The 15,541-nt window shown below is 39.3% G+C and carries 2 protein-coding genes; both read right to left on the bottom strand.

Annotation, left to right across the window (positions count from 1 at the left end; translation table 11 throughout):
- Position 1: 1 nt before the first annotated feature.
- Positions 2-3,391, bottom strand: a complete 3,390-nt coding sequence (locus tag MO867_RS11180) for a non-ribosomal peptide synthetase (RefSeq protein WP_252466660.1) — start codon at positions 3,389-3,391, stop codon at positions 2-4.
- Entirely contained in the window at positions 3,388-14,316 is a 10,929-nt protein-coding gene (locus MO867_RS11175) for a non-ribosomal peptide synthetase (protein WP_252466658.1), read from the bottom strand. Before MO867_RS11175 ends, MO867_RS11180 begins: the two co-directional genes overlap by 4 nt.
- Positions 14,317-15,541 lie beyond the last annotated feature (1,225 nt).

Here is a 15,541-nt window from a genome sequence, read left to right as displayed (position 1 = left end):
TTTAAAACTCCAACTCATCCAATGATTCATCCGGCAACGCTGATAATTCAGCCGAGAGTTCCTCTTGAGAAACAATTTGCTTAATCAGTTGAGCAAGCGATCGCAATTCGCTTCGCTCAAATATATTTTTAATTTGCAGTTCAACATTAAATAATCTTTTTATTTCAGAAATTAATCTCATTGCCAATAAGCTTTGGCCACCCAAATCAAAAAAGTGTGAGTTAGCACCTATCCTGCTTAAATCCACCCTCAATAATTCCGACCATATTTCTGCCAAAGAATATTCGAGATCATCTATCAGAGGTTCTAGGCTAACTTGCTCAATTCCAAAGTCAGGTAGAGATTCCGTGTCGATTTTTCCATTTTTGGTAAGTGGGAGATCTTTCATGAAGATGTATGTACTTGGCAACATATATCGAGGAAGAATTTGTGAAGCTCTGGACTTCAATTGCTCTACAGTGATTGTTTCATCCGCAACAACATAAGCACCTATTCTTTTATCTTTATTAGCCTCATCAATTACTTGACTATAACAAGATCGTATACCAGCGAGACCAGCAATAGCCTCTTCAATCTCACTCAAATCAACTCTAAACCCATGCACCTTCAACTGACGATCATAACGACCAAGGAAGATAAGGTTTCCATCATTTTGATAACGTACTAGATCACCCGTTCGATACATCAATTTATTTAGCCACGGGGACTTGACAAATACTTCAGTAGTTTTTAAGGGCTGGTTATAATAGCCTGGTGAAATACTCGGTCCAGACAAGCACAGCTCACCAACACAACCAGGCAGCACAGGCTTCAGTGCTTCATCAAGGATATAAGTGCTTATATGTGGCAGAGGTTTACCGATTGGAATTCCTAATGGAAACTTTTGGTCTTCGGGTATCTCATAGGATGTTGCAACCACTGTACATTCGGTTGGACCATAGGTATTTATGATTTTTACCTGTCCTTTAAAATACTGATTCCATCGATTGAGGGCTGGTAAAGACATTGCCTCACCACCCAGTACAATAGTTTTTAGCTCTGGCAAACTTGGGATATCATCATTGCCTATTTCTCGAACTAGATAATGCCAATAGGCAGTTGGCAGGCTAACAAAAGATATTTCTTTTTTTTGTAAATACTCCCAAAAATATACCCCACCAGAAAGTATCTCTTCATCTCTCAGAACCAGGCAATTTCCACCTGATAAAGCTAGGCATAATTCTTCAACGAAGATATCAAAAGAGGGAGATGAGAACTGGAGAACTCTTTCATTCGCACCGAGACTATAGCTTTTTCGTGCCGAATCAAGATAGCTTGACAGGTTTCCCTGTGTAGTCATAACTCCTTTGGGTTTACCTGAAGAACCAGAGGTATAACAAATATAGGCTAAGGATTCAGGCTCAGCCCTGGAGTCAAAGCTAAAGCTCTTTTGCTGACTATTAATAATGTTAGCGGTCTTCATACCATCAATAGATAGTATAGATAAATCTGGAAATCTGCCTTTATATTCGTTAAGAGTAAGTACTTTACTTAACTTTGCATCAGAAGAAATCGCCTTAATCCGTTCTAGTGGGTATTCACTGTCAATTGGCAGGTATGTTGCTCCTATTTTCCAAAGAGCCAATATAGCAGTTACTAGCTCCTGAGATCTTGGCAGACATATGCCAACAACATCTCCTGCAACTACCCTATTAGTTGTTAAAAAGTTAGCAAACTGATTAGCTTTGTTATCGAGCTCTTGATAGGTCAACACAAAATCATCAGCGCCCATTAACGCTAGTTTATTTGGTTCTGAGTATACACACTGGTGAAATTGCTCAATTACACTCCTTAGAAACTTGGATTTTTTTTCTTTTGAACCCCAATATTCCAAACAAGAAAGGTCATCCTTTGAAATGGTATTCAAATCCATTAAAGTCATATTTGGGGAATCTATAAAGGTCTGTATAAGATGAAAAAAACGTTTTGAAAAACTAACTATTGTAGACTCATCAAAGATATCTTTATTATACTCCCATCCAAGCATTAACCCATCATCGACTTCAATTATACTCAAAGTGATATCAAGCTTACTTAGTGGCAGTTCAGGATTTATATATTTAGATTCCAAATTGGGAGCAGAAAAACAACCATTATCATTGCTCTGCAGGATTAGCATAACCTGGAATAGTGCAGAATAGCTCAAATCGTTATCGACACCTAAAGATGATATCAACTTCTCAATCGGAACTTGCTGATGAGAGAATGCATCCAGCACTAACTCCCTACTTTTCCCTAAAACATCAATAAAACTTAGAGTACTATTAATACGTGAACGAAGAATTAAAGTATTCAAAAAATACCCAATAAGTGGGTTTAGATCATCTTTCTCCCTACCCGCAGTTGGCGTCCCTATCACTATATCATTTTGATTGCCGTGGAGATGTATTAAAATTGCAAAAACAGTATGTAGCCCCATAAATAAAGTGGCATTATTTTCACGGCAGGTTTGAACAAATAACGATTTTAGTTCGGCGCCTAATTGACTGCGATATACTCCTCCATGATATGACTGTATTGCTGGCCTTGACCTATCGAGTGGAAGGTTATGTATCTCCGGTATACCCTCCAATTGCTCTACCCAATAATTTACCTGGCTCAGATGTTCAGGGCTCTCAGTTTGTTTTTTTTGCCAGTGCGCATAATCTGAATACTGTATACTTAATGGGGGAAGCTCCACTCTATCTCCAGATAGATACGCATTATAATAGTGATTTAATTCATTTAGCATCACTCCCATAGACCAGCCATCACTGACTATATGATGCATACTATAAATTAAAATATGCTTCTTCTCAGATATCTTAATAAGCTTTACGCGTAGCATTTGATCTGCTTCCAGATTAAATGCTATTTTGCTTTCAATTTTAAATATGAAATCAAGCTTGGAATCTAGTGCTCCATCAGATATCCCGCATAAGTCAACCTCGTTTATTTTAAAGGAATCCGAGCGCTTAACCACCTGATAAAAGAAGTCGTCATCATAAAAAAAGTTTGTATGTAGTGAATCATGTCGATCATAAATCTTCTGAAAAGACCAATTTATTGCGTCCTTTATCAGTTCACCTTGGATCTCTTGGGCACCAATCATATTGAACAGAGATAGCCCGGGCTGCATTTTATCAATTATAATCAGTCGCTGCTGTTGAAGAGTCACAGGTGCCAGCTGATTATTACTAGTTATCCCCAACCTAATGTAGTGAGCAATTATCTCTTCTTTTGTTTCTTTGAGTTTAAACTTTATTTCCGAAGTAATTTTATCCTTGCTACCCCGAACCCGAAGCTGCCCATCATCCAAGCTTATAATAATTCTTTGTTCTTTTAGCTGAATAAGAAAATTAAACAGGCTCACAACTCAAACTCCTCTATGCTCTCAGCAGATTCCACTTCTATCGACGAAAAATTTTGTATTTTTTTAACATCGGAAAGCTTTGTAGATTTATCACTTTGTATACTTTCAATATATGCAGATAAATTTGACAAACTACTTAACTCAAATACCTTCTTCAAGGAAATAGTAATGGAGAAAACCCTTTCAATAGAATTCACTAATTTTATTGCCAAAATCGAGTGTCCCCCCAGTGCAAAGAAGCTATCATTTACACCTATATCATCGAGTTTTAGCCGTAGCAGTTGTGCCCAGATTTTTGCCAGTTCAATTTCTATACTTGTAGCAGGAGCTATATATTTTGCCGTATCTATAATCGATGGTGTTGGCAGAGCATTTTTATCTAGTTTGCCATTTATAGTTAAAGGTAACTTCCCTATAACTGAATAGGCAGCAGGTAACATATATGAAGGTAATTTTGAGGCTAATTCAGATTGAATGATACGAATATATTCATCAGTATCGAACTCACTATTTAAGCAAATATATGCAACAAGTTGGCCAGGAAATTCATCCCTAGTGACTACAGCAGCTGCTTCAATTTCATTCATGCCCAATAATATAGATTCGATTTCACCTAGTTCTATTCGAAACCCTCGCAATTTAACTTGCTCATCAATGCGACCTAGGAATTCGAGCTTACCATCAGCAAGTTGGCGCACCATATCACCAGTTCGATAAAGTTTTTCGCCAGTACTAATCGGATTATCTATAAAACGCAATGTATTTTGCTCGGGGCAACCGTGATAGCCTCTAGCCAATCCTAATCCGCCGATATAAAGCTCACCAACGGCTCCCGGTGGCACAGGTCGCTGCATATCATCAAGTACATAACAATAGGTGTTAGCTATGGGTCTTCCAATAGTTAGCTTATTTACTGTTCCGGTATACCGCTCTCTGACAGCCGTTACTGTACATTCAGTGGGGCCATACAAATTGAAGAATTTACGTCCTTGAGACCAATATTGTACAGTTTTAAGTGGACAAACCTCACCTCCAACACCAATCATCTTTAACGACGGGAGTTGCTGCTCTTCCTCAGCAGCAAGAACCGCTGCCGGAAGGATAGCGTGAGTGAGCTCATGCTCCTTAATAAATGTGGTGACACTTGAGTGAGTATCAGCCAGATAGATAGTTGCTCCAGAATTTAACCCACTAAACAGCACACTAGTTGCAGGATCAAAATTGAACGACATGCAATGCAAGATTCGATCTCCAGCGCCTAACTCATAATCAAGTATTTCAAATTCATTTACATTCAATAAACTACGGTGCTCAACCATTACTCCTTTAGGAGTACCTGTCGAGCCTGAGGTGTAGATCAAATAAACTAAGTGGTGGCTGCTATATAAACTCAGTGGCTCTTCGTTAGGAAATTCTGATAAGGTGAATTCATCCAGCCAGATTATGCTGATCAAGCTGCCTTTTAGCACCTCCTTACTATGACTCTCACCCAATATTAATTTAACCCCACTGTCTTCGAGCATAAATGCCAATCGGGTATTAGGATATGCAGGATCTAACGGGACATAAGCACCGCCTGCCTTTAAAGTAGCAAGTAATGCGATAATTAAAAGGGGGCCTCTTTTAAGGCACAGCCCCACCCTTTCCTCTGGACCTATGCCTTTTTTTCGCAGTAAATGGGCTAATTTATTAGCCTGGGCATTCAATTCGCCGTAACTGATTGACTGACCTTCCCATATAAGCGCTGGTAAATCGGGTTGTCGTTTAGCTATTTTCTCAAACCTGCTTTGAACTGGTCCTTCAGGTAACGACATTTCTTTACCCTTCAAGATATTTTCCGCCGCTGAATCAACAAACGGTAGGTCTATAAGTCGACTATTTTTTTGTGTAGGAAGACTAACCAACAGCCTTAAAAGCTGTTCAGATAATTGCAGAATATGATCTTCCTTAAATAGTGCACTGTTATAGATAAGCTCGAATTCAAGGCCGGATTTATTTTCACAAACATTTAGACAGAGCTCGAATTTTGCCTGTATCAGCCTGCGTTCTAACTCACAGACAGTTAAGCTAGGTAATTGAAGCGCAACTTTGTCTGTATTATCCATCGTGAACAAAATCTGAAACAATGGGCTATATTGTGTACTGCGCTCCGGGTTGAGACGCTCTACTAAGTGCTCAAATGGTATATCTTGGTTGTCCTGGGCTTCTAAATTTACTCGCTTAATCTGTTCTAAATAGCAAGGTAAATCTTGCTCTAGCTCACAGTCAACACGCAAAACTAGTGTATTAACAAATAAGCCTATCATCCTTTCCAAATCTTTATTCCGACGTCCTGCTACAGGAGTACCAACAACAATATCTTGTTGATTGCTATGTCTAGCAACTATTAAAGAAAAGGCAGCGTGGATAAGCATAAATAGAGTTACATCCTGCTCAAGAGCAAATGCTTTTAGCATTTCACTCTCAGCTTTCTTTAGACTCAGTGATGCCTTCGCACCTTTTTGCCCTATTTTACTGGGGCGAGGAAAGTCCAAGGGCAGGTTATGAACAGGAGGGAGATCTTTAAGCTGCTTATCCCAATACCCTAGCTGGCTAAGGAAATTTTCTTCAGAAGACTGTTGTATTTGCCAATGAGCAAAATCTACATACTGAAACGGTAAGGGAGATATGTAATTTTTTTTATTTAATAAAACTGACTGATATTGTGAGGAAAACTCTTCCAGCAAAATCCCAACAGACCAACCATCCGATGCAATATGATGCATACTTATGAATAGAATACCTTCATTGTCTTTAATTCGGATAAAACCCGCTCGTAGCATTAAATCAGATGACAAATTAAAAGATTGAGTTTCTTCACTCTCCAAAAGACGTTCAATTTCTGCATTCTGTTTTTTCCCCTCCACACCCCTAATATCCATGCGTCGAAGCCGGAAAAATTCTACCTCTTTTACATATGGTTCAACACCTTGGCCATTATCTATAAAGACGCTACGCAAGCTATGATGACGTGAAATAATGCGGAAAAATGCTTCTTCGGCAGCTAATTCAGAAAAATTCCCCTGCACTAGAAAAGCACCTGACAAGTTATATTGACTGCTTTCCCCTTCTAAACTGTCTATAAACCACAGACGTTGCTGGGAAAAGGACAATGTCTTACGACCTTCCGATAAAGAAATAATATTATGGCGCGTTATTTTTTGCTTTGAAGAGCTAATTCGCTCAGCCTGTTCTGATAGCTCAGCATATTCAAATATCTCTCGTATTTCTAATTCAACATCAAATTCATTGCGCACAGCAGTTGCGAGACGTACTGATAGCAATGAGTGCCCTCCCAGGGCAAAAAAATGTGCATTGCGACCTATTTTGCTTACAGGTAGTCGCAACAAGTCAGCCCAAAGTTTCACAAGTCTAAACTGAATATCTCCTTGAGGGGGTTTATAGGTTGAGCCAGTTGGTGCGCGCTCTGGCTGAGGAAGTGATTTTCTGTCCACCTTTCCATTGGCGGTCAGAGGGATTTGATCAAGCTCCATATAAAATGAAGGCTGCATGTACTCTGGCAACCTTTCTCTAAGATACTGCCTCACATCATCCAAAGAAATTTCTTTTTGTCCTTTGTCAAGACAAACATATGCAACCAGGTATGTATCCTCCAAATCATTTGAGCACACATTTACTACAGCCGATTTTACTTTCGCAAGCGTTAATATCTGCTGTTCGATTTCTCCTAGCTCTATGCGAAACCCGCGAATTTTAATCTGATTATCAATGCGCCCCAGGTATTCGATTTCATCACCAGCAATTATCCTGGCTAAATCACCAGTTTTATAGAGTCGCATATCTGGAATAAGAGGATGTTTACAAAATCGCTCTGAAGTCAGCGCATCTCTATTAAGATATCCTCGCGATACTCCATTCCCTCCCACATACATTTCTCCTATTGCACCAGGAGGCAACAGATTCATTGAACGGTCAAAGATATACAGCTTTAGATCGCTAATAGGTGATCCAATTAAACTGCCTCGCGCACTTTCGATATCTATATTTTTTATTATTCGGCTAGTGACATGAACAGTCGTTTCAGTAATTCCATACATGTTCACTAGCTGCGGTGAAGCATCACCTCGGTGAGAAACCCACGGCTTTAAGGCGGCCAGATTTAATGCTTCGCCACCAAAAATGACAAAGCGAAGGCATAAGCGGCTTCTCTGGGCCTCATCAATGTGGGCCAGTTGATAAAACGATCCCGGAGTCTGGTTCAGAACAGTGACTTGCTCTTCAATGAGTAACCGGTAGAGATCGTCATAGGAGCGAGATGTCTCTTGAGAAACAATGACTAACCGTCCTCCATAGTTTAGCGCTCCCCAAATTTCCCATACCGAAAAGTCAAATGCAAAGGAGTGGCACATTGTCCAAACATCATCTGGGCAGAACTGAAACTGCTCATTTGTCGAATTAAATAATCGAACAACATTACCATGCTCAACTAGAACTCCCTTTGGTAGGCCTGTTGAACCTGACGTGTAGATAACATAAGCAAGAGACTCCGGTTTCAACTCACTTGTATCAAGATTCTCTTTAGAGTAGTTATACAATTCTTCCTGAACTTTACATGAATCCATCCTAATTATATCGAGATCAGCTATTTCCTGAGCCAGAGGAATATCTTGATCCGAAACCATTATTTTAAGTCCGCTGTCTTCAATAATATGCTTGACACGGACTCTAGGGTAATTAGGATCTATAGGTACGTAGGCGGCACTAGCTTTTAAGATAGCCAGTAACGCCACAACCATATCGATTGAACGCTCTAAGTAAACTCCAATCAATACTTCTGCGTTGGCCCCACGCTCTTTTAAGTAGCGGGCCAACTGATTGGCTCTAGTATTTAGCTCAAGGTAGGTAAGCTGATTTCCTCCACAAGTTAAAGCAATCTCATCTCTTCGAAATTCCACCTGCTTCTCAATTAGGTGATGGATATAGTGTTGAGCTGGATATCCCAGAGGTACAGTACCTTCATCGAGTATAGATTCAAGTTGATCTTCTTTTGATAGAAGAGTCAAAGAAGATAGTGTAATTTCAGAACCCTGACACATCGTAACAAGTAGATTCTGATAAGAATCTAAGATACTTTTTGCTAGTACATCGTCAATTTTGACTTGGTGATATTTTAAGCTAAGTCCAACTTCATCACCCATCGTTACGACCAGCGCCAGCCCATAATTAGTCTCCTCGAAACTTTTTGCTTCGACTAATTGGATTTCTTTAGAGCTTTCACCTTTGAAGGAACTGGAAGTTATTGGGTAGTTCTCAACAACAACTATGCTGTCAAATGGGGATTTTCCGCCTTTTACATTTACTGCCTGTAAGATTTCAGGTAAGGAAAGATAGCTATACTGCTCCCTGTTAATATACGCCGATTGCAACTCTCTTAGCCATTCCCCTAGCTTCTGATCATCTGGTAATCTTACACGACTAGGTAAAGTATTTATCAAAGGACCTACGATATTCTCAACACCTGCCAAATCTGCTGGACGCCCAGAAACCGTTACACCAAAGATAACCTCCTCTTCATTACTATAACGGCTTAATAAAAGAGCCCAGGCTCCCTGAATAAGGGTGCCAAAGGTCACCCGACAATTTTTCGCAAGCTGGGATAGGTTTTGCGACTTCGTTTCTGTTAAAACTGACTTAATTTCGAGCTTATCACTTTGATTCTTTAACGACTTAATATTTGGCAATGAAGTTGAGAGATTTATACCACCTAGCTCTTTCTTCCAGAAATGATTAGCAGAGATTTTATCCTGACTGAAAAGCCACTCAAGATAGACTTTATAGGGTACAGAATTGCAATAAATTGAATTTGTTTGTTTTGATAAGTATTGATAGTTGTTAATCAATCTATTGAACATTAAAGCTGAAGACCATCCATCACCTGTAGCATGATGTTGTGTCCACAATAGCTGATATTGGTTATGCCCCAAATGCCAAAAAGCAATACGTATTAGGGGAGCGACTTCTATGTCAAAACCTAAAGATTTATCGAGCTCTCGGAACTCTTTAATCAGATTTTTCTGTACTTTATTATCTAAATCAGAAAGATCTTCAAAATGCCACGGCAATATAGCTTTCGACTGGATTAGCTGATATATCTCCCCATATTCATCAGTCATAAATTGGGTACGTAACACTTCTTCTGCGTCAATCAATAGTTGACAAGCTTGTTGCATTATACCTTGATCTATATCCCCCTCCAAGCGCAACAGTTTATGGCCTATATATGCATCATTTTCAAAATATCCATGAAAAAGTAATCCGCCCTGCATACTAGTAGCAGGATATAGATCAGCGATAGCATTAGATGTTTGCCACTTATTTAGTTGAATCTGGCTTAGCTTACCCGGCAAATAGTCTTTTCCAAGTAATGGGAAATCTGAAATAGTGAAATACCCACTATCCTCGTTACAACAATGCTCTACAACCTCTTCTATAGATCTACTTATAAGCATGCATAAGCTATTTATTATTTCACTCTTATAGACACTTTCAATATAGCTAAGCTCGAAATTTAACTGCCCCTGATTGACTATGGCATTGAAAATTAGGCCGTGTAGCTGAGGACGAAAAGGACTTACCATATCTCCAGGGCAATCTAACATCGAAAATAGATGATTATTATTGACAACTTGATCAAACTGCCCCAGATAATTAAACAGTATCTCTGGAGTTGGAACATCTTTAAGATCTGAAATCTCACTCAAGTACTTAATAACACCATATCCAATGCCATTTTCAGGTACCTTTCTACATGAGTTTTTTACCGTAGTTATGTAGCTTTCAACGCTTTCACCATCGAAATCAATGGTGAGGGGATACTCTACCGTAAACCAACCAACCGTTCGCGAAAGATCTAAACCGCTCTCTAACCCCTCTCTCCCATGACCCTCCAGTGTTAGAGTTAAGGACTCCCGACCATCCCATATTTTAAAAGCTCTAAATAGAGCCGCTAAAAGCAATTCATTAGTTTTAGTCCGATATGCCTTATTAGAACGACCAATAAGTTTTTCGGTATACTCTTCACCGATACTAAATTTTCGGGTAGAAAACTCTTTTAGCGGTATCGGCTTTCTGGTTGCTACTCCGCTGACTTGATGTAACCAACATTCAACCTCTTCCTTTAATTTATCTGAGGAGGCATAGCAATATAGATATTCGGACCACGCCTTATAAGAAGATGTTTTGTCAGGCAGACGCAACTCTGTATCGTGGCTAAATTGTCTGCATAATTGCTCTATATCTTCCAATAATATCCTCCATGACATGCCGTCAACGACACCATGATGGGCAACCAGTAGCAATCGATTTTGTCCTGTAGACAGCTTAAACAAAACAGCCTTAAAAAGTGGCCCTGAAACCAAGTTAAAACTACGCTGAAGTGAATCTATATGGCCTTCAACATCAGACTCTTCACAACTTATTGCTTCAATGGAATCTTCCACCATTCGGCCTGTACACGATTTATATTTTCCTTGCCAAAGCCCTCCCTTGTGCTCGAATACAAGACGCAAAGCATCGTGGCTAAAATAAAGCTTTCCAACGATAAGATGCAATATATCTACATCCATCCAGGATGGTGACTCGAGCAGAACTGACTGATTATAGTGATTAATTTCATCTGATAATTCGAAGAAACGATGATGGATAGGTAGCAGATTAACAATCCCAACGTTTTCAATTTGAAGGTCTAATACTTTAATTTGTTCTGATTTTTTAGCGATTTCTTGCACGCTTGGCGTGTCAAACAGATCTTTAACTGTAAATGCAATCCCTGCTTCGCGCGCGCGCGATACACACTGGATAGCCAAAATTGAATCGCCGCCTAGTTCGAAGAAATTATCATTAACGCCAATTTTTATTTCCTCTTTTCCGAACAAGCCCGCCCAAATTTTAGACAATTTTTGTTCGACATCGGACTTGATACGTTTTGCCCCTGAATTACTTTCTTTGCTTCCTGGATCTGGAAGATTTTTACGATCAATTTTTCCATTGGGAGTTAGAGGTAAGCTTTTCATCACACGATATTGTGATGGCAGCATATATGAGGGCAATAATTCCTTAAGAGAGATTTTTATTTCTTTAAGTGCTTCAGATTTTTGAACGCTTTCACTTAAAACTAGATAGGCAATCAAGAGTGATCGACCATTATTTCCACGGTATGTAACTACCGCAGCATCATCTACAGCCGGTAGATTGCTTAAGGTCCACTCAATTTCCTCCAACTCAATGCGATAACCTCGTATTTTTACTTGATTGTCCTTTCTGCCGACAAAAACGATATTCCCATCTGGCAGGAACTGAGCTAAATCACCTGTTTTATACAGCTTTGAGTCCGCACGTCCTGAAAGCGTATCTGGTAGAAATTTTTCAGCCGTTAAACTCGACTGGCGATGATATCCTCGCCCAACACCATCTCCACCAATATACAACTCTCCTACTTCACCAATTGGCAAAGGCTTACTATTATCATCCAATATATATGCTATGCGATTTGGTAATGGGCGACCTATTGGTATTTGATCTACAATTTCCTCGTCACTTATTTGATAGGTAGTACATCCAATGGTTGTTTCTGTAGGGCCATAGTGATTAATAACATTACATTTTTTTGTAAATACAAGTGATTGGATCTTATCGTACAGATTTGGAGAAATGACCTCTCCACCCAATAAAAGCCATGAACAGTCAAATGTGTTCTTTAGCATTAAAGGGGTAAATAAAGCATCAAAATGGCTAGGCGTAATCTTTAATAGATCGATCTTACTATTTATTAGGTATTCACTTAATTCATCACTCTGCACCCTAATGGTTTTATCCAAGATATGTATACAACCACCATTAACGAGGGACAAATACAGGGATGTATTACCAAGGTCTGTCGCAATACTTGAGAGCACTGCATATCGCAGTCCCTTGGGGAGCAAGTATTTAGAACGGATTGCAGCCAGATAACTTGCTAATTGAGCATGCTCAGTCAATACACCTTTGGGACGCCCTGTAGAACCGGATGTATATACCATATATACTAGGCTCTCCAGCTTCGCGTCATAATCTATCGCTGTATCTTCATAAGATTTAAGTGCTGTCTCCACCTCTTGAGAATCAAGCACTAGTTGCTCTATTGCCTGGAAATTTAGCCGGCTTGAAGCTTCCTGATCACATATTAATACTTTAATTTCGCTATCATTGACAATAAATTCCACTCTATCTTCTGGGAAGTCAGGATCTATAGGTACATATGCTCCTCCAGCTTTGATTACCCCCAGTATCGAAACCAGCATCTCGATTGAGGGGGATACACAAATCCCCACAAAAATTTCTGTAACTACTCCCAGATCCTGCAACATTCGACACAGTTGGTTGCTCCTAGCTTCCAACTCGCCATAAGTTACACTAAGATCGCCACAAACTACCGCAAGTTTATCTTTATATGCGGCAGCGTGTTTAGAGAACTCTTCAACAATTGAACTAAGTGGAGGAAGCGTAAAAGAATCTATTCCACTATATGTATTTAAGAGCGAACTCTCAGCCCTTGAAATAATGTCTACTTCAGAGATCGGCTTGGCTAAAAAATTTGGCACCTCTCCCGAGAGCCAAACCAATCTATCCAACAATTGTTTTGCAACCTGATCGTCGTAAAAACCCAAATTGTATTCCAGTTGAAGTTCTAGATCCTGCTTCCCTCCAAAATCAATTAAATTTATACTTAATGGTATCTGCGAGTAACCACTAGTGCAATAATTTGAGCATGCCTCAACGCCTTCAAAACTAGAGTTATAATCAATTTTCAAATAATTGAAGTTAATATCATGTATCCGTGATCTTGCTTTGGCTGATAAGTTTAGATCTCGATTGAGATGGCTAATTGGGTATCTTTGATGGCGTAGATCCTTTCGCTGGGTCGCTGCGATTCCTGAGATTAGATTTTCTAAATTACAATGAGAATCGAAGTTCAGCTTTAGTGGAGTGCTACTTGCAAACATGCCAACTATTTTTTTATATCTCGCACTGCCTCGATTGTGTACTGGCATACCTAACACAATCTCTTTTACCATACGTACTCTTGAGAAATAGAGATATATTGCCGCGATCACCAGTTGTTGTGGAGTTACCCTTAGAGCTCTCGCAGAGAAAATAATTGATTCATATCTATCTTTATCAAATTTCTGTGAAATTTTTCTACTTGGTACAACACCATCACGTTTAGTTCCGACCCTCCTGGATAATAGGGGCTCTGGTATAACTGGGAACTTTCCTAACCAATATTTTTTGCTTTGTGAATACTTACTACTATCTTTATATTCTGCATCTTCAGAGATCGTGGGCAGAAATTGCTCAATGACAATCTGCTCAAATACATCTGAACTGCCATTTTCTGTCACATTTGCCGAATAAAGTCTTCCTAATGCATGCAGGATATTACTTCCTGCCCATCCATCTATAACCAGATGGTGACCAAATGTAACTAGCCAATGCTCATTTTCGCTTAGTCGAAGTAACTTCATTGCAACAAGGCAATCAGTGTCTATTGAAAGAGTTTTTTTAAAAAGAGATTCTAAATATCTTTTCGCTGTTTTTTCTGGGTCAATATCGTTAGAAAAGTTAACCAGCTCCAGGTCGCAGGGGCCATTCGCACCAATGAACTGGACCGGCCGCCCATCTTGCAGTTTGAAATTGAGTGCAAAGGCATCATATTGAGTAGAGAGTTGTGAATATATTCTTCTGAGAAGCGAAACGTTTAATCGCCCCCTAAGTACTGTATATCCACATATATTGTACAGGGGGTAATCTGGAAACTGCTGCTGATGGTAGAATATATCTAACTGCGATGTAGTGAGTGGATAAAATTTATTTGACTGAGTACCCAATGAACCTCTCCTTGTCTTCCATCTAGAACTTCGATAAATCAGTACCACTAGCGACGTATTTGTGCCAGCCGTGCGGAATCTCATAGTTATTTATGCTTCAAAATTTGCTTATATTTGAATAGCTATCCACAAAATTTGCAAGATATATTCGATCTCTTTTCCTCAAAAACTTAAAGCTCATTTTTTAGGTACTTTCTCTTCCTGCCTCATTTCTTGCAATACATTAATCTTTCCTTGGGGTGAATTTTAGCTTAAAATCTTGCCTGCTTTGTCGCTAAAACTTGGTACAAAGTAAAAAACTGGAACAGATAGTTATACTGATAAATCTGAATAATTAAATTTAGATATACTTACTTGAATAAAAGTGATTAATTGATGCATTTCAGAGTTCAATGTAGGATGTCTATTTTTTTCATTTTTATAGTGATTTATATGGGGCAGCCCCGGGGTTAGCCCCCTTAGGATAACCCCAGTCACAACCCACTTACAGCCAGTGATCTGGAAAATTATTTGCGTAAAGTTCGCCGCCAGTAAAGGTTGTTCAATATTATTTGAAGAGTAATTGAGGTTTAACTTTCCTACCACGAGAGCCCGAAATATCCCCCTTTAAATCCGGGTTAAATGTTAATGGGGTTTCACCTATATTAAGTATTCAGCCTTAATATCGCTATTTTTGTCCGAAAATGGATATATTACAGACACATTTTCTTATGATATCTTGGGTTTATCGGAAATTTAATCACAATAACAATAGAAAACAATATGGCTCTTTAAATGAACCAGAAGAAAATCCTTGCATTGAGCACCCTTATAGCTGCAACTTTTTTCGCGGTGCCTGCTTTGTCTGCTGATTTAATATGCTCAATCGAGCTACTAGGTTACGACCAGACTCAGGGTAACGGCTCCTCCAACTGCTATGCTTTTGAGTTTTCGCCTCGCCGGGGAATTCCTTCCTGAGGAACTTGGGAGATAACCCATATTGCAAAGCAGGTTGATCTAATTAATTGGGTGGATGCCTGCGATTCAGTATTGTCATGTGATACTGAAATTGACCTATTTGAAACCAAGATAGGTGCCGCATGGACGGAACCGTTGAGTATTTGGAGGCCAGCATGCACTATAGCGGAACTGCAGGGATCTAAGGCGAGGAGTAAAATACCCTCATATTTAATGAGGGTGTAAATAATTCTGTGTAACCGCTCTTGCTAGTGGATTATTGGTAGTC

Source organism: Microbulbifer okhotskensis (genome assembly GCF_023895975.1).
Classification (GTDB): Bacteria; Pseudomonadota; Gammaproteobacteria; order Pseudomonadales; family Cellvibrionaceae; genus Microbulbifer; species Microbulbifer okhotskensis.
Note: the sequence above shows the minus strand (reverse complement) of the source record. Positions and strands in the feature narration are given on the sequence as shown.